General features: G+C 73.2%; 18 protein-coding genes. 3 read left to right on the forward strand and 15 right to left on the reverse strand.

Annotated elements, in window-relative coordinates; genetic code table 11:
* Positions 1–57: 57 nt before the first annotated feature.
* The 4 genes from R2D22_RS12545 to R2D22_RS12560 form a co-directional block, all read right to left on the reverse strand.
* Positions 58–813, reverse strand: a complete 756-nt coding sequence (locus R2D22_RS12545) for an AIM24 family protein (RefSeq protein ID WP_318103178.1) — start codon at positions 811–813, stop codon at positions 58–60.
* 19 nt (positions 814–832) lie between these two features.
* Complete coding sequence (locus tag R2D22_RS12550) at positions 833–1,513, reverse strand: AIM24 family protein (protein WP_318103179.1); 681 nt, start codon at positions 1,511–1,513, stop codon at positions 833–835.
* A gap of 13 nt (positions 1,514–1,526) precedes the next feature.
* A complete protein-coding gene (locus R2D22_RS12555; RefSeq protein WP_318103180.1) occupies positions 1,527–3,179 on the reverse strand; it encodes a TerD family protein in 1,653 nt (550 codons plus the stop codon).
* Between the two features lie 169 nt (positions 3,180–3,348).
* Positions 3,349–3,924, reverse strand: coding sequence for a M48 metallopeptidase family protein (locus R2D22_RS12560; RefSeq protein ID WP_318103181.1), 576 nt, complete (start codon positions 3,922–3,924; stop codon positions 3,349–3,351).
* A gap of 203 nt (positions 3,925–4,127) precedes the next feature.
* Here R2D22_RS12560 and R2D22_RS12565 point away from each other — a divergent pair, with 203 nt between their 5' ends.
* Both R2D22_RS12565 and R2D22_RS12570 read left to right on the forward strand, forming a co-directional pair.
* Positions 4,128–5,279 carry a TOMM precursor leader peptide-binding protein gene (locus R2D22_RS12565; protein ID WP_318103182.1) on the forward strand — a complete coding sequence of 384 codons (1,152 nt, stop codon included), beginning with the start codon at positions 4,128–4,130 and terminating at the stop codon, positions 5,277–5,279.
* Between the two features lie 41 nt (positions 5,280–5,320).
* Positions 5,321–6,664, forward strand: coding sequence for an ABC1 kinase family protein (locus tag R2D22_RS12570; RefSeq protein WP_318103183.1), 1,344 nt, complete (start codon positions 5,321–5,323; stop codon positions 6,662–6,664).
* A gap of 24 nt (positions 6,665–6,688) precedes the next feature.
* Here R2D22_RS12570 and R2D22_RS12575 read toward each other — a convergent pair whose 3' ends face one another.
* The 5 genes from R2D22_RS12575 to R2D22_RS12595 all read right to left on the reverse strand — a co-directional run bounded on the left by R2D22_RS12575 (position 6,689) and on the right by R2D22_RS12595 (position 10,592).
* Positions 6,689–6,889 carry a hypothetical protein gene (locus tag R2D22_RS12575; protein WP_318103184.1) on the reverse strand — a complete coding sequence of 67 codons (201 nt, stop codon included), beginning with the start codon at positions 6,887–6,889 and terminating at the stop codon, positions 6,689–6,691.
* 107 nt (positions 6,890–6,996) lie between these two features.
* Positions 6,997–7,320: a hypothetical protein gene (locus R2D22_RS12580; protein ID WP_318103185.1), complete on the reverse strand. Its 324-nt coding sequence runs from the start codon at positions 7,318–7,320 to the stop codon at positions 6,997–6,999.
* Complete coding sequence (locus R2D22_RS12585; protein WP_318103186.1) at positions 7,317–7,685, reverse strand: WhiB family transcriptional regulator; 369 nt, start codon at positions 7,683–7,685, stop codon at positions 7,317–7,319. The genes R2D22_RS12580 and R2D22_RS12585 overlap by 4 nt, the downstream gene beginning before the upstream one ends.
* Positions 7,686–7,858: 173 nt before the next feature.
* Entirely contained in the window at positions 7,859–8,167 is a 309-nt protein-coding gene (locus tag R2D22_RS12590; RefSeq protein ID WP_318109739.1) for a hypothetical protein, read from the reverse strand.
* Positions 8,168–8,378: 211 nt separating this feature from the next.
* On the reverse strand, positions 8,379–10,592 hold the full coding sequence (locus R2D22_RS12595) for an ATP-dependent DNA helicase UvrD2 (RefSeq protein WP_318103187.1): 2,214 nt from the start codon (positions 10,590–10,592) through the stop codon (positions 8,379–8,381).
* A gap of 177 nt (positions 10,593–10,769) precedes the next feature.
* Here R2D22_RS12595 and R2D22_RS12600 point away from each other — a divergent pair, with 177 nt between their 5' ends.
* Positions 10,770–11,027 (forward strand): mycoredoxin, encoded by a 258-nt coding sequence (locus R2D22_RS12600; protein WP_318103188.1) that lies wholly within the window; start codon positions 10,770–10,772, stop codon positions 11,025–11,027.
* A gap of 78 nt (positions 11,028–11,105) precedes the next feature.
* Here R2D22_RS12600 and nudC read toward each other — a convergent pair whose 3' ends face one another.
* The 6 genes from nudC to R2D22_RS12630 all read right to left on the reverse strand — a co-directional run bounded on the left by nudC (position 11,106) and on the right by R2D22_RS12630 (position 22,575).
* Positions 11,106–12,053: an NAD(+) diphosphatase gene (gene nudC / locus R2D22_RS12605; RefSeq protein WP_318103189.1), complete on the reverse strand. Its 948-nt coding sequence runs from the start codon at positions 12,051–12,053 to the stop codon at positions 11,106–11,108.
* A gap of 54 nt (positions 12,054–12,107) precedes the next feature.
* Complete coding sequence (locus tag R2D22_RS12610) at positions 12,108–13,532, reverse strand: dipeptidase (RefSeq protein ID WP_318103191.1); 1,425 nt, start codon at positions 13,530–13,532, stop codon at positions 12,108–12,110.
* Positions 13,533–13,542: 10 nt separating this feature from the next.
* Positions 13,543–16,950 (reverse strand): ATP-dependent DNA helicase, encoded by a 3,408-nt coding sequence (locus tag R2D22_RS12615; protein WP_318103193.1) that lies wholly within the window; start codon positions 16,948–16,950, stop codon positions 13,543–13,545.
* Between the two features lie 76 nt (positions 16,951–17,026).
* Positions 17,027–17,848 (reverse strand): hypothetical protein, encoded by an 822-nt coding sequence (locus tag R2D22_RS12620; RefSeq protein ID WP_318103195.1) that lies wholly within the window; start codon positions 17,846–17,848, stop codon positions 17,027–17,029.
* A gap of 123 nt (positions 17,849–17,971) precedes the next feature.
* Entirely contained in the window at positions 17,972–18,781 is an 810-nt protein-coding gene (locus tag R2D22_RS12625) for a hypothetical protein (protein ID WP_318103197.1), read from the reverse strand.
* A gap of 86 nt (positions 18,782–18,867) precedes the next feature.
* Positions 18,868–22,575, reverse strand: coding sequence for a UvrD-helicase domain-containing protein (locus R2D22_RS12630; RefSeq protein ID WP_318103199.1), 3,708 nt, complete (start codon positions 22,573–22,575; stop codon positions 18,868–18,870).
* Positions 22,576–22,603 lie beyond the last annotated feature (28 nt).

Raw genomic sequence — 22,603 nt, forward strand, 5'->3', positions numbered from 1 at the left:
GGGCGGTCGCCGTGGCGACCGCCCCTTACTTCTGTGATTCGTGTCCTGCTACGGCACTCAGTTCCAGGCGTTGTTCTGGTTCTGGGCGTGCGAGCCGTGCTGGCCGGCGCCGAACTGGGCGGCGATGCCCTGCCCGATGGCGGCGTTCTGCGGCGGCATCACCTCGCTGGGCTGGACGAGGGCGAAGCCCTGTCCGAGGAAGCTGAGTTCCCAGCCCTCGCCGGTGTTGCCGCGGCGGCGCATGACGCTGCTGTTGACCGTCTGCGCCTGCATCTGCACCCGCAGCCCGGTGGACCAGGCGACGATCGCGTCCGCGTCGACGTTGACGTACTTGTCCGGCGTGACCTGCATCATCAGCGGCTGACCGGAGGTCATCAGGGCGACCTTGCCGCGGCCGGAGATGTTGAGCTGGTACTTGCCGGAGCCGGAGATGCCGTACTGGCTGTCCACGGCGATGACCTCGGTGTGCAGGGTGGAGTCCAGTGCCAGCACATAGGCGCTGTCGACGGTCATGCCCTCCTGCTCGACCTCCACGACGTGGACGTGCTGGGCGAGGTTGGCGAAGTAGACCGTGCCCTGGCCGGAGCACCGCATGAGGTCGAGTCCCTCACCCGTGCGGGCACGGGCCCGGCGCTGCGAGGACGTCTGGTACTCGCCGTCGAAGTCGATCAGGCCCTGGTACGCGACCATGGCGCCCTTGCGGGCCAGGACGTCGTCCTGACCGGTCAGGGCGACCCGCAGCAGCTGCGGGTTCTGCATGACGTACCGGTCCTGGCTCTGCTGCTCGCCGTGGTTGAAAAGCGCGCTCTGCATGGTGTGTTCTCGCTCCCCCTCAGCCCCGGATCCGCAGGCGGTCGGTGCTGTCCTCGCTCGGCTGCACGACGACGATCCCCTGGCCGGAGAACGCCATCTGGTACGCCTCGCCGCTGCCCCGCCCGATGAGGGAGGAGGCCTTGAAGCTGCGCTTGCCCTTGACCTTGAGCGCCGGCGACCAGGCGACGAGCGCGTCCGGGTCGACGTACGTCTCGTCCTCGCCGCGGCCGCAGTCGACGACGATCGGGGTGCCGCGCGAGGTCAGGGCGACCCAGCCGGTACCGGCGATCTCGACGTTGAACAGGCCCTGTCCGGCGAACTTGGCCAGGCCCTTGACCCGCTCGACGCCCCACTGGAGGTGGGCGTCGAAGGCGAGGACGTTGGAGCCGTTGACGGACAGCGAGTCGTTCTGAAGGTTGATCACGACGACGTCCGCGCCGTAGTCGGCGAGGTAGAGCAGTCCGTCGCCGGAGCACTTCATGACGGGCGCGCCCTCGCCGGTGGCCCACTGCTGGGCGACCTGGCGGACGGCGGGCGGGTTGGGCTCGTAGGTGATGAAGCCCTCGTAGGCCACCATCGAGCCGGTCCGGGCGTACAGGTCCTGGCCGGAGGCCATGGCGACCTTGAGCATGGTGCGGCCGTGGTTCTCCATCCGGGCCGCAATGGGGGTCGGGGCGTAGCCCGCGAGTTGCTGGTTCATGGTTCGGGCTCCCTCAGACCTCGTACGGCTGGACGACGATGAAGTTGCCGGGCGCACCCCGGAACTGGAGGTTCACCGTCTCGCCGCTGTGTCCCGGGTACGCGTTGCGGCGCAGCCGGACCTGGCTGGAGAGGATCACCTGGGCCGCGGACGACCAGGCGACGACCGCGTTGCAGTCGGCGAAGGTGGTCGGCGTGACCGGCAGGACGACGGGGATGCCGTGGGTCTTCACGACGACCGTGCCGGTACCCGTGAACTGCATGGTGAACAGGGCCCCGCCGGGGATGCCGTGGCCTTCGATGCGGCGGACCTCGTGCTGCAGGGACTCGTCGAACGCGAGGACGTTCTCGGCGGAGACGCAGATGCCGTCGCCCTGCAGCTCGATGGAGTGCAGGTGCGCGGCGTCCTCGGCGAGGAAGACCTGGCCGCGGCCGGTGCAGCGCATCAACTGCATCTCCTGGCCGGTGGCGTTGCCGACGATCCGGCCGGCGAAACCGGCGCCCTTGTGGCTGAAGTCGACCTTGCCCTGGTACATGACCATGCTGCCCTGGCGGGCGAGCACCGGGACGCCGCCCATGGCGAGGTCGACCCGCATGAGCTGCTGGTTCTGCGGCGTCCAGCGGGTGCCGGTGGCGGTCTCCCGGTACGGGGCGAGCGCGGCGGCGAGACCGGGTCCGGAGGCCGCCGGGACACCCTGCGGAACCCCCATGCCGGGCTGGGGCATGCCGGGCTGGGGCATGCCGGGCTGGGGCATGCCGGGCTGGGGCATGCCGGGCTGCGGCATGCCGGCCGGCGGCTGACCGTACGGGGCCTGGCCCGGGACCTGGCCGGGAATCTGCCCCGGGACCTGGCCGTACGGCTGCGGAGGCTGGCCGTACGGGGACGGCGCGGCCGGAGCCGGCGGGGCGAGCGGGGCGGCGATGGTCGGCTGCGCGTACACCGGCTGGGCCGGCGGCTGCGGAGCCGCGGGCGCCGGCGGCGCGGCCGGGGCTCCGAAGCCCGGCGCGGGCTGCGGGACCTGGGGCGCGGTGGGCGCGGGCGGGGCCGCGGGAGCGCCGAACGCGGGCGGCGCGGCGCCCTGCGGGGGCGGGGCGAAGCCGGGGGTGGCGGCCGGAGCCTGCTGCGCGGCGGGCTGCTCCTCGGCGACCTCGCCGCCGAAGTTCTTCAGGAGGGCGTCGAGTCCGCCGTCGAAGCCCTGGCCGACGGCGGCGAACCGCCAGACGTCCTTCAGGTAGAAGTCGCCCAGCATCACGGCGCGCTCGGTGGAGAACTCCGCGCCGGTGAAGGCGTACCGGACGACCTCTTCGCCGCCCGCGACGATCCGGATGTAGCCGGGGCCGATCTGGCTCATCTGGCCGGCGCCGTCGAGGGTCGCGGTGAAGGACAGTTTGTGGATGTTCGCCGGAATGCGGTCCAGCGTGACGCGGAAGGACTCGGTGTCGCCGGACTGCGCGCCGAGCAGTTGGATGGACTCCTCGGGCGACTTGGGCTGGTTGAAGAAGATGAAGTACCGGTCGTCCGAAAGCTGTTCGTCGGCATCGAGGCCGAAGCAGCTGATGTCGAAGGTCAGCCCGGGCGCGGCGATCTGCACACCCACGTACAGATCGGTCCCCGGTGTCAGATCACTGATCTTGGCCTTGTGGCCGCGTTGGAATTCCCTGGCCATGCGTAACGACCGTCCCCCATCCCGAAATGTGAATGCGTCGCGCCAGGCTAACCGCTGCGTACGCCTTTGAGCCAAGCCGGGACGGATTCGGTACAGGATTGACGAGTGCGGTGATCTTGCGGTGATCCGGTGATGAACTCGCGGCACCGGACTTCGGGCTCCCGCGCCGTCACTCCTCGCGTGCGGCGGGCAGATGCGGCAGCCGCTCCGCGGCGACCACGCCTTCGAGGTAGCCGCGCGCCCGCTCGGTCTTCGGGTACGCCTCGAGAAGGCGCCAGAACCGCGGTCCGTGACCGGGCACCAGGAGATGGGCGAGTTCGTGCACGAGCACGTAGTCGACGACGTACTCGGGCATGCCCTGGAGCCGGTGGGAGAGTCGGATGCTGCCCTCGGCGGGGGTGCAGGAGCCCCAGCGGGTGTTCTGGTTGGTGACCCAGCGCACCGATGTGGGGCGGGCCCGGCCGCCGAAGCACTGGGCGGACAACCGCTCGGCACGCTCTGCCAGTTCGGCGTCGCCGAGGAGTTTCCGGCTCTCCTGCGCGGCGAGTTTGTCGAGCATGACGGTGACCCACCGTTGCTCCTCCGCCTCCGACATCCGGGCGGGGATGAGGACGATGGTCCGGTCGCCCTCGCGATAGGCGGAGACGGTCCTGTTCCGCCGGGAGCTCCTGCGGACCTCGACCGCACTCGTCCCGGAGCCGCGGGGCGGTTCGCTGATCACGCTGCGCTGTGGGTCGGCGGGCACGGGCCCGACGTTACCCGCTGTCAGCACGGGAAGTCCCGCCTCCGCAGCGGTTCTCGCATGATCCACCCACGCCGTGCACCATTTGAAGTACTAATCCCCCTTCCCTGTGGACGACTTCGCAGGTCCGGTCACGCGGACGGGCATTCTCATCACGGGACGACGAGCATCGCGCCCGTGGGATCACGGGTGGAACGGGGGCGGATATGCATCCGATGGTGAAACCGGCACTGCGGCGTGCCTGGCGGAATCTCCAGTCCGTGCAGTTCGGGGCCACTTCCGCGCATGCGGTGGTGGTGGGTCCGGTGGACACGACGACGGGCAGTCTGATCGGGCGCATGGACGGGACGCGCGGGACGGAGCTGCTGCGCGCGGAGGCGCGGGCGCTGGGACTGCCGGACGACAGGCTGGACCGGCTGCTGGCGCGGCTCGCGGAGGCGGGGCTGATCTCCGACGCGTCCGCGGCGCGTCCCCGGACGGCCGGTGCGTCCCGGCACGCGGAGGGCGCACTGGATCCGCTCCGTGCCGATCTGGCGTCGCTGTCGGTGGTCGAGCCGGAGCCGGACGGCGCGCTGCGCCGGCTGACCGCCCGCCGTTCGGCGCGCGTGCAGGTCCGGGGCGCGGGCAGGGTCGGCGCGGCGGTCGCGGCGCTGCTCTCGGCCTCCGGGGTCGGCCGGGTGGAGGTGCTGGACTCGGGATCTGTGCAGCCGTGGGAGGTGACGCCGGGCGGGCTGCCCGCCGAGGCGGTGGGCGAGCGCCGGGCCGCCGCCGCGGGGCGGCTGGTGGGGCGGTCGGCGCCGGGCGGCCGGGCGCCTCGGGCGGTGCGGGGTTCCCCGGGGGCGGGCGGCGGCGAACCGGCGTTGTCGCTCGTGGTGGTGGCGCCGCGGGACGGATTGGCGGCGTACGTCCCCGATCCGGTGCCGGCCCAGCCGTGGATCGCGGCGGGCGTCCCGCACCTGTACGCGGGAGTGGTGGAGGCGACCGGGGTGGTCGGGCCGCTGGTGCTGCCGGGCGGGACGGCGTGCGCCGAGTGCCTGCAGCGGGAGCGGACCGACCGGGAGCCGGTGTGGCCGAGGATGCTGGCGCAATGGCGCTCCGGCGCGCCGGACCCGGTGCCGGCCTGCGACACGGGGCTCGCGGCGACGGTGGCGGGGCTGGCCGCGGCGCACGCGCTGGCGTTCCTGGACGGGGAGCTGCCGGCGAGCACCGGGGCGCGATGGGAGGTGTCGCTGCCGCTGCTGGAGTGGCGTGCCGAGCGGTTCGCGCCGTACTCGGGCTGTCCGTGCGGCGCGGCAGGTAACAGAGAAGGGGAGCGCCGCTCCGGGCTTCGGAGGGCGCACGACACAATGGCGGGGTAACGGCCACCCACGGCCCGGCAGTCTGGGATTTGGAGGGGCGTATGTCTGATCTTCCCCGGAAGGCGGTCACCCGGACCGCGAAGTTGGCCGCGCTGCCACTGGGCATCGCCGGCCGGGCGACGTGGGGCCTGGGCAGACGGATCGGCGGGAAGTCGGCCGAGATCGTCGCCCGGGAGCTGCAACAGCGCACGGCGGAGCAGCTGTTCAAGGTCCTCGGTGAGCTCAAGGGCGGGGCCATGAAGTTCGGGCAGGCGCTGTCCGTCTTCGAGTCCGCCCTGCCGGAGGAGGTGGCGGGCCCGTACCGGGCGGCGCTCACCCGACTTCAGGAGGCGGCGCCGCCGATGCCGACGCGGACGGTGCACGCGGTGCTGGAGGAGCGGCTCGGCGAGGAATGGCGGGAGCTGTTCCTGGAGTTCGAGGACAAGCCGGCCGCGGCGGCGTCGATCGGGCAGGTGCACCGGGCGGTGTGGCACGACGGCCGCGAGGTCGCGGTGAAGGTGCAGTACCCGGGGGCGGGCGAGGCGCTGCTGTCGGACCTGACGCAGCTGAGCCGGTTCGCCCGGCTGCTCGGTCCGCTGATCCCGGGGATGGACATCAAGCCGCTGATCACGGAGCTGCGGGACCGGGTCTCGGAGGAGCTGGACTACGCGCTGGAGGCGGAGTCCCAGCGGGCGCACGCGGAGGAGTTCGCGGGCGATCCGGACGTGCTGGTGCCGAACGTGGTCCACCAGTCGGACCAGGTCCTGGTGACGGAGTGGATCGACGGGATCCCGCTGTCGGAGGTGATCTCGGACGGCACGCAGGAGCAGCGGGACCGGGCGGGTCAGCTGCTGGCCCGGTTCCTGTTCTCCGGCCCGGGGCGGACGGGGCTGCTGCACGCGGATCCGCACCCGGGGAACTTCCGGCTGCTGCCGGGCGAGGACGAGGACGGCGGTCCGGAGACCTGGCGGCTGGGCGTGCTGGACTTCGGCACGGTGGACCGGCTGCCGGGCGGGCTGCCGGAGACGATCGGCGTCTGTCTGCGGATGACGCTGGAGGGCGACGCCGAGACGGTCTACGAGCTGCTGTGCCGGGAGGGCTTCGTCAAGGAGACGGTGGCGCTCGATCCGGACGGGGTGCTCGACTACCTGCTGCCGATCATCGAGCCGGCGGAGGTGGAGACCTTCGGCTTCACCCGGGACTGGATCCGCACCCAGGCCGCCCGGATCGCCGATCCCCGCTCCCCCGCGCACCAGTTGGGCAAGCAGCTCAATCTGCCTCCGTCGTACCTGCTGATACACCGGGTGACGCTGAGCACGATCGGGGTGCTGTGCCAGCTGAACGCGTCGGTCCGGCTGCGCGAGGAACTGGAGGAGTGGCTGCCCGGCTTCGTCGAGGCGGAGTGAGCGCCGGGGCCGGGGCCGCGCGGGTCACCACCAGGACGAGTCGAGGCGTCCCTCGATCGACCTGATGTTCTCCCGGGCGCAGGTGTCGCAGAAGTAGATCCGCCGGCCGTTCTCCACGGAGCAGGTCCAGGTCACGGGCAGGCTCTCGGCCACCGCGCCGCAGCGGGCGCACACGAAGCTCTCCTCGGGGGTCCGGGGTTCCCGCCCGGAATCGCTGTTCCGCACTCTGCAGACGATAACCCCGGCGGGGTGCGGGGGCCGCGTGCAACGCGGCGCGGGGGCCGGTCCGTTCGGACCGACCCCCGCGGATCGCTCGGGCGCGCGTCGGCGCCTCAGTGCATGACGGCCATGGCCAGGGCACGGCGGGCGCGCAGGGACACGCGCTCGGCACGCCGCTGCATGCGCCGGGCGGCGACCAGGCGCGCGGCCTGGCGTTCCGCGTCGGCTTCCCGCATGCGGTCGTGCATATGGGCACGGGCCAGGGCTTCTGGGATGAGTTGCATCTCACGGGTCCTGTTCTGACGCGAGGCGTTCGCGCCGATGGTGGAAACGTCGGGGGTGGCGGAGCCGGCGGGCTCGCTGGTGGAAGAGGTCATCGGGGCCAGCTTCTGGGGATCGTGCGTGAGGGGTCGGTCGATGGTTCCGCGGGCGTTCATGCCGCGACCGGGTTCTTGCGCGGGCGACCACGGGGCCGCTTGCGGGCGACGACGACACCCTGGACGAACAGCTCGCCGCCCCAGACGCCCCACGGCTCGCGCCGCTCCTTGGCGCCCGCCAGGCAGGCCGCCATCAGCGGACAGGTCCGGCACAGGGACTTGGCGTACTCGACGTCCGCGGGGGACTCGGCGAAGAAGACCTCCGGGTCGTAGGAGCGGCACGGGACGGGCACACCGAGGTTCTCGATGGCGTCGTCGAGCGCGGTGAGCGTGGTGAGGGGGGTCAAGGCGGAGTCCTCCGTGAGGCCGGGCGGGGGGATCGTTTCGGAAGGCGGTACGGACGGGGCGTGCGCTTCGAGTTGCACGGGTGTTCTTCCTCGTCTGTTCGTTCCGGCCTGTTGGCCGGGGTTTCGGCTGGTACCGGGTCGTTCTTGTCCCGAGGCCCCTTCGCTCCGTCGTCCCCGTTCGGAGACAAACAGAAGGGCCGCGGATCCCGGGTGGGGTTCCGCGGCCCTGAAGGCGCCGGCCTGATCATGGATCAGGCTGGATCACTCCAGGGTTCGAGCCCACGGAAGGCCCACATCGTGTGGTGGTGCATCGTCGTCTGCTGCTTGCCGGCACCGGCTGCCGCGAAGCCATAGGCCATTCCCTTGGCCTTGCCTGCTACGCCTGCTTCCAGTGCCTTGGTCGGTCGCTCATTGCGCCGCTCGACGGGGAGAGCCGTCGGGAGGGTCGCCGGACGGGCAGCCGCGGCACCGAACAGACCGGTGGCGGGCAGACCGCTGCCGAGGAACGCCGAGCCGGAGAGGCCGAGCGAGCAGGCGGAGACGACCGAGCGATCGGTCATTTTGGCGGTGCTGACGATGATGCTGTCGATGTTGCTGATCACTGGAATCGCCTCCTCTCGGCGTCTCTGGGGGATCGGGGTGAGCCGGTCCCACGCGTATTCGGATAAGTACAGCACGGAGACAGCGCTTCGGAGAAGCTGCTGTTTCCGTGGTTAAGAACCTATGGGGCTTGACGGGGCGGGCGCAAACTATTTTTTCGACGAGTTTTCGTCAGACCTCCTCGTCGTCTCCTCCAGGCTCCTGACCGGCGCAGATGGCGAGGACGTCAGCCCCGAACCGGGTCAGCTTGCGGGCCCCGACGCCGGAGATGCCGACCAGCTCGCCGTCGGCGGCGGGCACCCGCTCGGCGATCGCCATCAGCGTCTTGTCGGTGAAGACGCAGTACGCCGGCTGGCCCAGCTTCCGCGCCTGCTCCGCGCGCCAGTCGCGCAACCGCTCGTACAGCGCCTCGTCCATGTCCGAGGGGCAGTCCTCACAGCGCATCAGCTTCATCTCGCCGGCCTCGGTGAGGGTGGCGCCGCAGACCCGGCACCGCGCCGGGCCGCGCGCGCCGCGCCGGGCGCCCCGGCTCCCACCGCTGCCGCCCGTCCCGCCGAAGCCGCTCGCGCCGCCCCGTTCGATGCCACCGGCCCCGCCGCGGCCCGCGGCGCGCGACCCCGAGCCGGGCCGCAGGCCGGTGAGGAACCGGGTGGGTCGACGGGAGGCGCGCCCGCCCGGGGAGCGGGACAGCGACCAGGAGAGCGACAGATGCAGCCGGGCCCGGGTGACGCCCACGTAGAGGAGCCGTCGCTCCTCCTCGATCTGCTCGTCCGTCTTGGCGTACGTGATCGGCATCATGCCCTCGGTGAGGCCGACCAGGAAGACGGCGTCCCACTCCAGGCCCTTGGCCGCGTGCAGCGAGGCGAGCGTGACGCCCTGGACGGTCGGGGCGTGCTGGGCGGCGGCCCGCTCGTCGAGTTCGGCGACCAGCGCGGACAGGGTGGCCTGCGGCGTGGCGCGGGCGAAGTCCTCGGCGAGCCGGACCAGGGCGGCGAGCGACTCCCAGCGGTCACGGGCCGCGCCCGAGCCGGCCGGCGGCTGGGTCGTCCAGCCCTTGGTCGAGAGCACCGCGCGGACCTGCGCGGGCAGGTCCTCCGCGTCGTCGAGCAGCGAGTCGTTGGCGCCGGCGCGGGCCGCGCCGCGCAGCGCGATGCCGGCCTCGCGCACCTCCTGGCGCTCGAAGAACCGCTCCGCTCCGCGCAGCTGGTACGGCACCCCGGCGTCGGCCAGGGCCTGCTCGTAGACCTCGGACTGGGCGTTGACCCGGTAGAGCACGGCGATCTCGCCGGCCGGGACGCCGGCGGCGATCAGGTCGCGGATGCGGCGGGCGGTGCCCTCCGCCTCGGCGGGCTCGTCGGCGTACTCGGTGTGGACCGGCTCGGGGCCGGGGTCGCGCTGCGAGATCAGCTCGAGCCGGTGCTCGGCGGCCCGGCCGCGGGCCTGGCTCAGCAGCCCGTTCGCGAGGTGCACGACCTGGGGGGTGGAGCGGTAGTCGCGGACCAGCTTCACCACGGTGGCTCCGGGGTGCCGGGCGCGGAAGTTCAGCAGGTGCTCGGGGGTGGCGCCGGTGAAGGAGTAGATCGTCTGGCTCGCGTCGCCGACGACGCAGAGGTTGTCCCGCTCGCCGAGCCACAGGTCGAGCAGGCGCTGCTGGAGCGGGGAGACGTCCTGGTACTCGTCCACCACGAAGTGGTGGTACTGGCTGCGGATCTGGTCGGCGATGTCGTGCCGGTCCTGGAGGATGCCGACGGTGAGCAACAGCACGTCCTCGAAGTCGATCACCGAGCGGTCGCGCTTGAGCTGCTCGTACATCGCGTAGATCTGGCCGATCTCGGCCGGGTCGCGGGGTGCGTCGCGGACCGACTTGGCGACGGCGGCCGGGTAGTCGGCAGGGACCGTCTGCGTGACCTTGGCCCACTCGATCTCGCTCGTGACATCACGCAACTCGTTCCGGTCGAGGCGGACGCGGCAGCGCGCCCCCGCCTCGGCAACCAGCTGGACCTTCCGGTCGAGCAGCCGGGGCAGCTCGCCACCGACGGCTTTCGGCCAGAAGTACTGGAGCTGCCGCAGCGCCGCCGAGTGGAACGTACGGGCCTGGACGCCGCCCGCGCCGAGCTGGCGGAGCCGGCCGCGCATCTCGCCGGCGGCCCGGTTGGTGAAGGTGACGGCCAGCACACTCGCGGGCTGGAGCATGCCCGCCCGCACCCCGTACGCGATCCGGTGCGTGATCGCGCGCGTCTTGCCCGTACCGGCTCCGGCGAGGACGCACACCGGGCCGTGCAGGGCCAGGGCGACCTCGCGCTGCTCGGGGTCCAGGCCGTCGAGCACCGCGTCGGCCGTCTCCGGCACCTGCGGGAAGAGAGTGGAGTGCGTTGCTGCTGTCACCCCGCCATGCTGCCAGGTTCCGGGGCCGGAACGCGGGGCGTTGTCCACAGGCGGCGGGCGGTAGTCGTACGAACACGGAGGACTGCGGGGCGGCGAACGGGGCAGTCGGGAATGGTGGCGGGCGGCCGTACGTTGCTTACCTTCGGCACCCACCAGCGAACAGAGGAGCGCCAGGCCATGCAGGGCACTGTGACGATGTACAGCACCGAGTGGTGCGGCTACTGCCGCCGGCTGAAGGGCCAGCTGGACCGCGAGGGCATCGCGTACACGGAGATCAACATCGAGCAGGACCCGGAGTCGGCCGCGTTCGTCGAGAAGGCCAACGGGGGCAACCAGACCGTCCCGACCGTCCGCGTGCTGCCCACCGCCGGCGGCGACGAGGTCGTCATGACGAACCCGAGCCTCGCGCAGGTGAAGCAGGCGCTCGGCGTCTGATTTCGGCCACGATCGGCGACGACCCCCGGCTCCGGCCGGGGGTCGCGCGCGTTCTCGGGCCGGGGGTCGGCCGTGTTCTCAGGCCGCGTCGCCCGGCTTCGGGAGGGGCTTGCCGTACCAGAGCTCGATCAGGCGGGAGGCGATCGAGATGCCGTACGGGGCCAGCACCTCGCCCGACGCGAACGCCGCGGTGAGCTCCTCGCGGGAGAACCAGCGGGCCTCGTGGATCTCCTCGCCGTCCACGTTGATCTCCGACGAGGTCGCCCGCGCCATGAAGCCGAGCATCAGGCTGGACGGGAACGGCCACGGCTGGCTGGCCACGTACTCGACCTCGCCGATCGTGACGCCCGCCTCCTCGAAGACCTCGCGGACCACCGCCTGCTCGATCGACTCGCCGGGCTCGACGAAGCCGGCCAGCGTCGAGAAGCGGCCCTCGGGCCAGTGCACCTGGCGGCCGAGCAGCGCCCGGTCCTCCTCGTCCGTGACCAGCATGATCACGGCCGGGTCGGTGCGCGGGTAGTGCTCCGCGCCGCAGGCCTGGCAGCGGCGGACATGACCCGCGGCGGCGATGACGGTGCGCTCGCCGCAGCGGGAGCAGAAGCGGTGCAGCCGCTGCCAGTTCTCCAGTGCCACCGCGTGCACCATCAGACCGGCGTCGCGCGGCGACAGAAGCAGCCCGGCCTCGCGCAGCCCGGCGGGGCGGGCGGACTGGTCGATGCGGCCCGGCAGCGAGTCCTTCTGGAGCGCGAAGTAGCTGACGCCGTCGGTGTCCGTGCCCAGGAAGTAGCGGTGCGTCTCGGTGACCGGGGCCTCGAAGGCCGGGGTCATGACGAGTTCGGTGCGGCCGTCCGGAGTGTCGTCGATCAGCACCTGACCGCCGGACACGACGAAGACCCGCGTCGTCGGGTGGCTCCAGGCCGCCGCCAGCCATGCCTCGTCGAGGCGGTGGTGGGCGGCGCGGTCGATCCCGCTCGGGGCGGTCAGACCGATGGGACGGTCTCCGGCCGCGTTACTCAGGATGCTCACAGGTGCTTCCAACTCCCCCGGATCGGATGGGTGGGTTCTGCGGGACTACGGGTCTCAGCGGGACGATGCGTCTCCGCGGAGGGAGGCCGCGAGGTCGCCCCACAGGTGTGCGGTCGTCTCGACGCCCTTGAGGAGCAGGTCCAGCTCGACCTTCTCGTTGGGCGCGTGCCAGCCGTCGGACGGGACGGAGATGCCGAGGAAGAGTACGGGCGCGGCCAGGACGTCCTGGAGGTCGGCGGCCGGGCCCGAACCGCCCTCGCGGGTGAAACGGATCTTCGCGCCGTCGAAGGCGGTGCTCATGGCCCGCGCGACGGACTGCAGCGCCGGGTGGTCGAGCGGGGTCAGGCACGGCCGGGTCGGCGCCCCGAAGTCGATCTCGTACCGGATGCCGGCGGGCACGAGCCCGGCCAGCCAGTCCCGGACCGCCCGCTCGATCACGGCCGGGTCCTGGCCCGCGACCAGCCGGAAGGAGAGCTTCAGCATCGCCGCGGAGGGGATGATCGTCTTGCCGCCGGGGCCCTGGTAGCCGCCGCCGATGCCGTTGACCTCGGCGGTCGGCCGGGCCCAGACCCGCTCCAGGGTGGAGAAGCCGGCTTCGCCGCGGGCGCCGTGCGACTTGGCGGTGCGCAGCCAGGCGGCCTCGTCGAAGGGCAGCTCGGCGATCAGCTCGCGCTCGGCGTCGGACAGCTCGGCGACCCCGTCGTAGAAGCCGGGGATCGCGACCCGCTCGTCCGCGTCGTGCAGGGCCGCGACGATCCGGCCGGCGACGGTGGCCGGGTTCGGCACCGCGCCGCCGAAGGAACCGGAGTGGATGTCCTGGTCGGGGCCGTACAGCTCGATCTCGCAGTCGGCGACGCCGCGCATGCCGGTGCAGACGGTCGGGGTGTCCTCGGACCACATGCCGGTGTCGGAGACGATCACGGCGTCGGCGGCGAGCCGGTCCGCGTGCGCCTCGACGAGCTCGCGGAAGTGCGGGGAGCCGGACTCCTCCTCGCCCTCGATCAGCAGCTTGAGGTTGACCGCGGGGGCGGTGCGGCCGGTGGCGGCGAGGTGCGCGCGGACGCCGAGGGTGTGGAAGAACACCTGGCCCTTGTCGTCGGCGGCGCCGCGCGCGTACATCCGGCCGTCGACGACCGTCGGCTCGAACGGGTCGGTGTGCCAGCCGTCCTCACGGGCGGCGGGCTGGACGTCGTGGTGACCGTAAACCAGCACGGTCGGCGCGTCCGGGTCGTCGGACGGCCACTCGGCGAAGACCGCCGGGGCGCCGGCCGTCTCCCAGACCTCGACCGTCCTGAACCCCGTCCTGGTCAGCGCGGTGGACAGCCACTCGGCGCTGCGCCGCACGTCGGGGGCGTGGTCGGGCTGCGCCGACACCGACGGGATGCGCAGCCAGTCGACGAGGTCGTCGAGGAAGGCGGCGCGGTGCTGCTCGATGTACGTACGTACTGTCTGGACGGCGCTGTCCGGGGTCTCGCTCATGCTTCTGAGCCTATCCGGCGCCCGGAGCGGGTCTCTCCGGGGTGGCCCCGCCGCCGGAACCACGGAGCAGCTCCTCCAGCTCGGCGCGGCCGGGCAGCCGCTCGGGGCGGGCGACCTCGCCGGTGCGCACGTAGACGAACGCGGCGGCCACCTCGTCGGGGTCGAGGCCGTGCTGCTCGGCCCAGGCGAGCCGGTAGATCGCGAGCTGGAGCGGGTCGGCGGCGTGCAGCCGGCTGGTCTTCCAGTCGACGATCTCGTACGCGCCGGTCGTCTCGTCCCGGTACACGGCGTCGATCCTGCCGCGTACGACCCGGCCCGCCAGGGACAGCTGGACCGGGGCCTCGACGCGGTACGGGGTCCGGTGGGCGTACGGGGTGAGGACGAAGGCGTCCTTGAGCGCGGCGAGGTCGCGCTCGTCGACGATCTCGGGTTCGTCGGCGAACTCCTCGCCGCCGGGCAGCTCGTCCGGCCCGAGCATGGGCAGCGGCAGCTCCTCGAACTGCGCCTCCACCCAGGCGTGGAACCGTGTGCCGCGCCGGGCGGCGGGCTGCGGCGGCCTGGGCATGGGCCGCGCGAGGTCCTGCGCGAAGCCGTCGGGGTCGGCGGCGAGGCGCATGACCTGGGAGGTCGTCAGGTAGGTGGGGAGCAGGACGTCGCGGGTGCGGGAGCGGCTGCGGCGGAGCTCTTCGGCGAGGACGGTGAGGTCACGGTCCCAGGAGGCGATGGTGCGGGTCTCCTCCGGAGTGAGGCGGGGCGCCTCGGCCTGGTGCTGCGGCGCCCTCGGGGCAGGGATGTCCTCCAGCGGAGGCTCCTCCTCCGGCGCAGGCTCCTCCGGCGGGGGCTCGTCGTCCCAGTACGGGTCGTACGGGGGCTCCTCGTCCTCCGGCTCGGGAGCGTGCTCGGAGACCTGCGCGGACAGCGCGTTCGCGGGCTGCGCCCACAACGCGTCCATGACGCGCCGCGCTGCTTCCCTTCGGCGCTTCAGGCTCGTCTCGTCCAGGGGCAGGGGCCAGGCCTGGTCGGCCAGGTCGTCCTGGAGGGTGGGGTTCTCCGCGTCCTTCTCCGGCTCGTCCGCCCAGGCCTCGATCTCGCCGTGGCCCGCCGCGCAGTGCTCGTACAGCGCGTGCAGGAACGCCGACGGGCCACGCGGCCGCTTCTGGGACGGGCCCCACCAGTGCGCGGAGCCGAGCAGCAGCGAGCGCGGCCGGGTGAACGTCACGTACCCGAGGCGCAGCTCCTCCGTGTGCTGGTGCTCCCGCATCTCCTCCTTGAAGGTCTTGAGCGAGGCCGCCGACCAGTCGTCGATCGCCGGCAGGGTCGCCGCGTCGCCGCGCAGGGCGTGCGGCAGCACCTGCGCCTGCGCGGTCCAGGACTCGCGCGCCCTGGCGCTCGGGAACTGCGAGGTGACCAGGCCGGGCACGGCGACCACGTCCCACTCCAGGCCCTTGGACTTGTGCGCGGTCAGCACCTTGACGGTGTTCTCGCCGCCGGGCAGCGCGTTGTCCAGGCCCTTCTCGTACTGGGCGGCGGTGCGCAGGAAGCCGAGGAAGGCCAGCAGCGTCGCCTCGCCGTCGAGCGAGGCGAAACCGGCCGCGACGTCGAGGAAGTTGGAAAGGGTCTCGCGGCGGCGGGCGGCCAGGGCGTGCGGGGACGCCGACAGCTCGACCTCCAGTCCGGTCGTGGCGAGCACCCGGTGCAGGACGTCCATCAGCGGGTCCGCGAGGGCCGTGCGCAGCCCGCGCAGTTCGGCCGCGAGGCGGGCGAACCGGACCCGCGCCTCCGCCGAGAACGGCAGTCCGTCGTCCTCGCCGCCGGAGTCGAGGAAGGTGTCGAGCGCGTCCGCGAGGGAGATCACCTCGGCCGGGTCGACGCCCTCGACCGCCGCCGCGAGCCGCTCGTCCGCGTCGTCGGAGCCGCCGTCGGCGCGGTGGACGAGCAGCCGGGCGCGGCGGCCGAGCAGGGCGAGGTCGCGCGGGCCGATGCGCCAGCGCGGGCCGGTGAGCAGCCGGACCAGGGAGGCGTTGGCGCCCGGGTCCTGGAGGACCTCGCAGACCGCGACCAGGTCGGCGACCTCGGGCAGGTGCAGCAGCCCGGACAGGCCGACGACCTCGACGGGGACGTCCCGGGCGACCAGGGCCGCCTGGATCGCCGGGAAGTCGGTCGCGGTCCGGCACAGCACGGCGATCTCGCCGGGCTCGCGGCCGGTGCGGACGAGGTGGGCGATCGAGTCGGCCAGCCAGTCGAGCTCCTCCGCGTGCGTGGGGAGCAGGGCGATCCGGACCGTCCCGTCCCGCTCTGCGCCCGGCGCGGGCCGCAGCGCCTCGACGCCCTCGTGCATGGCCCGCAGCGGCTCGGCGAGCCCGTTGGCGAGGTCGAGGAGCCGGCCGCCGCTGCGCCGGTTCTCGCTCAGCGAGTAGCGGGTGGCGGGTGTGCCGTCCGCGTACGGGAAGTGCTCAGGGAAGTCGTCCAGGTTGGCCACGGACGCGCCGCGCCAGCCGTAGATCGCCTGGCAGGGGTCGCCGACGGCGGTCACCGCGTGGCCGGTGCCGCCGCCGAACAGGCCGGACAGGAGCAGCCGTTGGGCGACGGAGGTGTCCTGGTACTCGTCGAGCAGGACGACCCGGAACTCGTCCCGCAGCAGCGTCCCGACCTCGGGGCGGGTGGTGGCCAGTTCGGCGGAGAGGGCGATCTGGTCGCCGAAGTCGAGCAGGTCGCGGGAGCGCTTGGCGGCGCGGTAGCGGACGACGAGGTCGAGCAGTTCGCGGCGGGCCGCGGCGGCCTCGGGGACCTTGCGCAGGTCGGCGTTGCTGAGCCTGGCGGACTCCAGGGCGCGCAGCAGCTCGCCGTCGTACGCGCGGAGTTCGGCGGGCCGCACCAGATGCTCGGCCAGTTCGGCGTCGAGCGCGAGCAGGTCGCCGACGAGCGTCGGGAACGATTTGGTGAGCGCGGGGTACGGGCCCGGTGCCTCGCGCAGCACGCGGGCGGCGAGCTGGTAGCGGGTGGCGTCGGCGAGCAGCCGGGCAGTGGGCTCCAGGCCGATGCGCAGACCGTGGTCGGTGAGGAGCTGCCCGGCGAAGGCGTGGTACGTGGAGATGCGCGGCTCACCCGGGGGGTTGTCAGGGTCGATGACGTCGGGGTCGGTGACCCCGGCCCGTACGAGCGCGGTGCGGACGCGCTCGGCGAGCTCGCCGGCGGCCTTGTTGGTGAAGGTGAGGCCGAGGACCTGCTCGGGCGCGACCTGCCCGGTGCCGACCAGCCAGACCACCCGGGCGGCCATCACCGTCGTCTTGCCCGAGCCCGCGCCGGCCACGATGACCTGCGGCGCCGGGGGCGCGACGATGCAGGCCGTCTGCTCCGGCGTGAACGGGATGCCGAGCAGCTCCTTGAGCTGCTCGGGGTCGGTGAGGCGTGCGGTCACCCCAGAGAGGCTAACGGGGCGGGCCGACAGTCCCGGCCCGCTCCACCGGACGGGCCGGACGCCCCGGCGGGGCGGATCAGGCGCCGGTGCCCTGCTCCAGCCTGCTCAGGTCGACGGTCTCGTCCGCCGGCGGTGTGACCACCTTCACGGGCTTGTCGAACGCGGAGAGCCTGATCGCGCCCGGCTCGTCGCCCCCGGTCTTCACGATCCGGAGGATGTACGGCTTGCCCCGCTGCGCGACGGAGACGGTGGTCCGCTCTCCGTCGGCCTTCTTCTTGACGAGGGTGGCGGTGGGCACCGCGCCGACCCGGGAGTCCTTGCCCCGGGTCAGTCCGGTACGCGCGTCCTTGTCCGTCTTCAGGTCGGCGAGCAGGCTCTTGAGGTCGCAGACCCCGGCGAGTTCCGTGCTGCCCTGCTGCCCGGCGGCGATCTTCACCCAGCGGCCCTTGAGCAGTTCGACGGTGGCGTCGATCTGGGGCTCCGGCAGGCCCTGGGAGGTCATCGAGGTGCGCCAGAACCTCTCGTCGCCCTTCATGTACGCGACGTTGTCGGTCTGGCGCAGCTGCGCCAGACCGCCCTGCACCTTGAGGGTGCCGGTGCACTCGGACTTGTCGTTGACGGAGAAGTCGATGGCGAGCGGCTGCCCCTCGGAGACGACCCGGCCGGTCATACGGAGCGACTTCGCGGAGGTGGTCGCGGCGACAGCCTTGTCGGCGATCGCGTCGGCGCTCATCCCCTTGAACGGGTCGGGCGACGGAGACGGCGACGGGGCCGCGACGGCGGGCCGTACACCCTGCTGACCGCCGGTGCCCGTGCCCAGGTCGGGGATGTTCTGGTCGAACTGGGAGCATCCGGTCACGCCCGCGGCCAGTGCGGCCGCGCACACGGCGGTCGTCACGCTCCGGAGCCTCCGATGGGACGCCATGCGGCCCTCCTCGCTGCTTCCCCGAGCACGTTCTCTCCGTCCACCAGGGTCACCCAGTCGGCGCACGCCCGCGACTTCGCGGGCGTGCGCCGCAGCTCAGCCCAGCTTCGACATGTCGAGCATCTGGTCGGCCGGCGGGGCGGTCGCGACGACGGGCTTGTCGAACTCGGAGAACGTCATCAGGCCCGCGTCCTTCCCGCCCACGGTCTCGGCCTTGAGGAGGTACGGCTTGCCCTCCTTGGCGACGTAGAAGGTGAGCGTCCCGCCGTCGGCGTCCCTCTTGACCAGGGTCGCCGCGGGCACGCCGTCGACGTCGGCGTCGGCGCCGCGGGTCATGCCCTTGCGGTCCGACTTGTCCTTGTCCAGCTCCTTCATCATGGTCTCGTTGTTGCAGACCATGTCGAAGTCGCTGCCGGCCTCCTTGGCGGACATCTTGATCCAGCGGCCCTTCATGACCTCGGCCATGGCGACGGCCTCGGCCCTGGGGGTGCCGTCCTCGGCGGCCGCGTTGGTCCAGAACTTCTCGTCGCCCTTGACGTACATGCTGGGCTGCACCTTGCGCAGCTCGGCGGTGCCTTCGTTCAGGGTCATCTTGCCGTTGCAGGCGCCCTTGGTGTCGGCGGAGAAGTCGATGTCCACGGACTCGCCGTCGGCCTTGATCGTGCCGACCGCGTGCATCGAGGACGCGGCCTTGTTGGCCTCGATGGCCTTGTCGGCGATGGCGTCGGCGTCCAGGCCGGCGAACGGGTCGACCGGGGACGGGCTGGGGGCGGGGGCGGACGGGCTCGCCTTCTTGTCCTTGCCGGCCTCGGCCTTGCCGTCGCCGCCCTTGGAGCAGCCCGTCGCGGTCAGGGCCAGAGCCGCACAGACCGTCGTCGCGATCCAGAGCTTTCGAGTGGACGCCATGTTCGTACTCCTCGCAGGTTCGGTTACGCGCGGAGTGCGACCGGCTTCCCGGCTGAATGGTTGCTTCCGCTTAGGCGTGACCTCCGTCACTCGACGACGTGCCGGCCCTCCGGGCGGGCGCTGCACGACGCCTGGAACGAGCAGTTCGTGCAGTGCTGGCCGGTGCTGGGGGTGAAGCGTTCGTCCAGGACGCGGCCGGCGGCGGTGGCGAGCAGGTCGCCGACCCACTCCCCCGCGAGGGGTTCCTGCGCCTGGATCTTCGGCAGGGCGTCGCCGCCCTCCTTCTTGGCGGCGGGCTGGCGCAGCTGGACGAGTTCGGCGCCGCCGAGTTCGGGGCGGCGGCCGCCGAACACCTCGTCCACAGCGCCCTCGCGCACCGCGAGCTGGTAGACGGCGAGCTGGGGGTGGTGGGCGACCTCGTCCTTCGTCGGGGCGGACTTGCCGGTCTTGAAGTCGACGACGTAGGCACGGCCGTGCTCGTCCTGCTCGACGCGGTCCATGGAGCCGCGGATCCGGACCTCGTACGCGCCCGCTTCGAGGGTCACGTCGAAGTCGTGCTCGGTCGCGGCGGGCGTGCGGCCGCCGCGGTCCATGACGTGCCAGCGCAGGAAGCGCTCCAGGGCGGTACGGGCGTTCGCCTTCTCCTGGTCGGACTTCCAGGGGGCGTCGAAGGCGAGTCCGTCCCAGACCGAGTCGAGCCGGGTCATGAGGACGTCGAGGTCGGCGGGCGTACGGCCGGAGGCGACCTCGTCGGCGAGGACGTGGACGACGTTGCCGAAGCCTTGGGCGGCGGTGGCGGGGGCGTCGGCCTTGACCTCGCGGCCCAGGAACCACTGCAGGGCGCAGGTGTGGGCGAGCTGGTCCAGCGCGGAGCCGGAGAGCGTGACCGGGCGGTCCCGGTCACGGAGCGGGACGGCGCTGTGGGTCGGCTCGAACAGGCCCCACCAGCGGTCCGGGTGGGCTGCCGGTACGAGCGGCTGGCCCTCGTCGTCGGCGAGCGCGGCGAGCCGGGCGAGCCGCTCGGCGGCGGCGGCGCGCAACGCGTCGGAGGCGGCCGGGTCGACGGTGGTGGCGCGCAGTTCCGCGACGAGCGCGGCGACGGCAAGGGGCCGGCGGGGGCGGCCGGAGACGTCCTTGGGCTCGACGCCGAGTTCGGCGAGGAAGCGGGACGGCTGGTCGCCGTCGTCGGCCGGTGCCTTGACGGCGGTGACGACGAGGCGGTGTCGGGCGCGGGTGGCGGCGACGTAGAAGAGGCGGCGCTCCTCGGCCAGCAGGGCGCCGGGGGTGAGGGGTTCGGCGATGCCGTCGTTGCCGATGCGGTCGGCTTCGAGGAGGGAGCCGCGGCGGCGCAGGTCGGGCCAGAGTCCCTCCTGCACGCCGGCCACGACGACCAGGCCCCATTCGAGGCCCTTCGCCCGGTGGGCGGTCATCAGGCGGACGGCGTCGGGGCGGGCCTGGCGGCGGGTCAGGGTGTCGGCGGCGATGTCCTGGGCGTCGAGCTCCTCCAGGAAGTTCAGCGCGCCCCGGCCTCCGACGCGGTCCTCGGCGCGGGCGGCGGTCTCGAACAGCGCGCACACGGCGTCGAGGTCGCGGTCGGCGTTCCGCCCGGCCGCGCCGCCGCGCAGCGCTGCGCGCTCCAGACGGCCGGGCCACGGGGTGCCGCTCCAGAGCAGCCAGAGCGCCTCCTCGGCGGTCCCGCCGGAGGCGAGCAGCTCCCGCGTACGCCGCAGCAGATCTCCGAGGCGCTGCGCACCCCGCGCGTACGCCGGATCGTGCGCGACGAGCCGCTCCGGCTCGGCGAGCGCCCGCGCGAGCAGCACGTCGGACGGCGCGGGCACCTTGGCCCCCGCCGCCCGCTCCTCGTCCCGCAACGCCCGCCCGAGCCGCCGCAGATCGGCGGCGTCCATGGCAGCGAGCGGCGAAGCGAGCAGCTCGAGCGCGGTCTCGACGTCGAGCCAGGTCCCGGTCGCGCTGACGTCCACCCCCGAGCCGGAGGCAGGGGAAGCGGCGGCAGCCGGGACATCGGAGGCCCCGTCGGGGAGGACGTCGGCGGCGGGGCCCGCGCTCGGCGCGACGCCAGCGCCGACGGCCTCGCCGGAGGCGAGCGCGTCGTCGGCCACCGCGTCCGGGCCATCGGCCCGGCCCGCGCCCGGCGTAGCCGGCGCGTCGGTGCCCGACGCCCCGCCCGAACCGGGACCCGTACCGGCCCCGACCTTTGCAGCACCGCCGGGCGCCACGGCCGTTGCTCCCACGTCGACGGCCTCGGCCGAGGCGAGCGCATCGTCGACCGCCCCGCCCAGGGTGTCGGCGGCCGGGCCCGCGCCCGGCGTGGCCGGTGCGTCGGTGCCCGACGCCTCGCCCGAACCGGGGGGTCGCTCGTCGGCCGCGGCGCCCGCCTGCTCGCCGGAGGCGAGTGCGTCGTCGGCCGGGCTCGCCGCGCTTGCCGTCGCTCGGAGGGCCAGCAGGAGCGGGGACACCGCTGGTTCGTGGCGGAGGGGGGTGTCGGCGGTGTCCGTCTCCAGGGGGACGCCGGCCACGGTGAGGGCGCGGCGGAGGGCCGGGACCGTCGAGGCGGCGCGGACCAGGACGGCCATGTCGGACCAGGGGACGCCGTCCTCCAGGTGGGCGCGGCGCAGCAGGTCGGCGATGTTGTCGACCTCAGTGGAGGGCGTGGGGTACGTGTACGCCTCAACCCGGCCGCCCTCCCGGACCGCCTCCGGCTCGCGGTGCGCCCGCGCCTTCTCGGCGGGCAGCCGGGGCAGCGGCATCCGCCGGGTGAGCAGCCGGGTCGCCGCCAGCAGCTCGGTGCCGGAGCGCCGCGAGGTCGTCAGGACGCGGACGTCCGCGCCCCGGAAGGTGTCCGGGAAGTCGAGGATGCCGTTCACGTCCGCGCCCCGGAACGCGTAGATCGACTGGTCCGGGTCGCCGAAGGCGACCAGCGTCCGGCCTCCGCCCGCGAGCGCCCGCAGCAGCCGGACCTGCGCCGGGTCGGTGTCCTGGTACTCGTCGACGAACACCGCGTCGTACTCCGGCAGCGCCACGCTCTCCGCCAGCAGCACCGCCCGGTGCACCAGCTCCGCGTAGTCGAGCACCCCCTGCATGTCGAGCACGTCGAGGTACTCCGCGAGGAACCCGGCCGCCGCCTTCCAGTCCGGCCGCCCCACCCGCGCCGCGAACTCCGCCAGCGCCCTCGGCCCGAGCCCCAGCTCGCGGGAGCGCGCGAGGACGGCACGTACCTCGTCGGCGAAGCCGCGGGTGGTCAGGCAGGCCCGGAGCTCGTCGGGCCAGTGGATGCGGGCCAGGCCCTCCTTCTCCAGGTCGAGCTGGCCGGCGAGCAGCTCGCGCACGGCCACGTCCTGCTCGGGGCCGGAGAGCAGCCGCAGCGGCTCGGCGAACAGGTCGGCGTCCTGGTGGGCGCGGACCAGCGCGTAGCAGTACGAGTGGAAGGTCGTCGCCTGCGGCGCCCGTACGCCGCGCAGCCGCGCCGCCATCCGGTCGCGCAGCTCGACCGCCGCCTTGCGGCTGAAGGTGAGGACGAGGATCCGCTCCGGGTCCGTCCCCGCCTCCACGCGCGCCGCGACCGCCTCGACCAGCGTCGTCGTCTTCCCGGTGCCCGGTCCGGCGAGGACGAGCAGCGGCCCGCCGGTGTGCTCAACCACACCCCGCTGCGCTGCGTCCAGCTGAGGAGGACGCACGGCGGCGGGGGCCGTCCGCACCAGTCGGTACGCGCCATGAGTCCCCGGCCGTACCGGTGCCTGGTACGGCGTACGCCTTGTGGTGGAGGAGGAACTCACGTGGATCGCCGGTCCTGGTGGGTGTGCG

Source organism: Streptomyces sp. HUAS YS2, assembly GCF_033343995.1.
GTDB classification, from domain to species: Bacteria; Actinomycetota; Actinomycetes; order Streptomycetales; family Streptomycetaceae; genus Streptomyces; species Streptomyces solicathayae.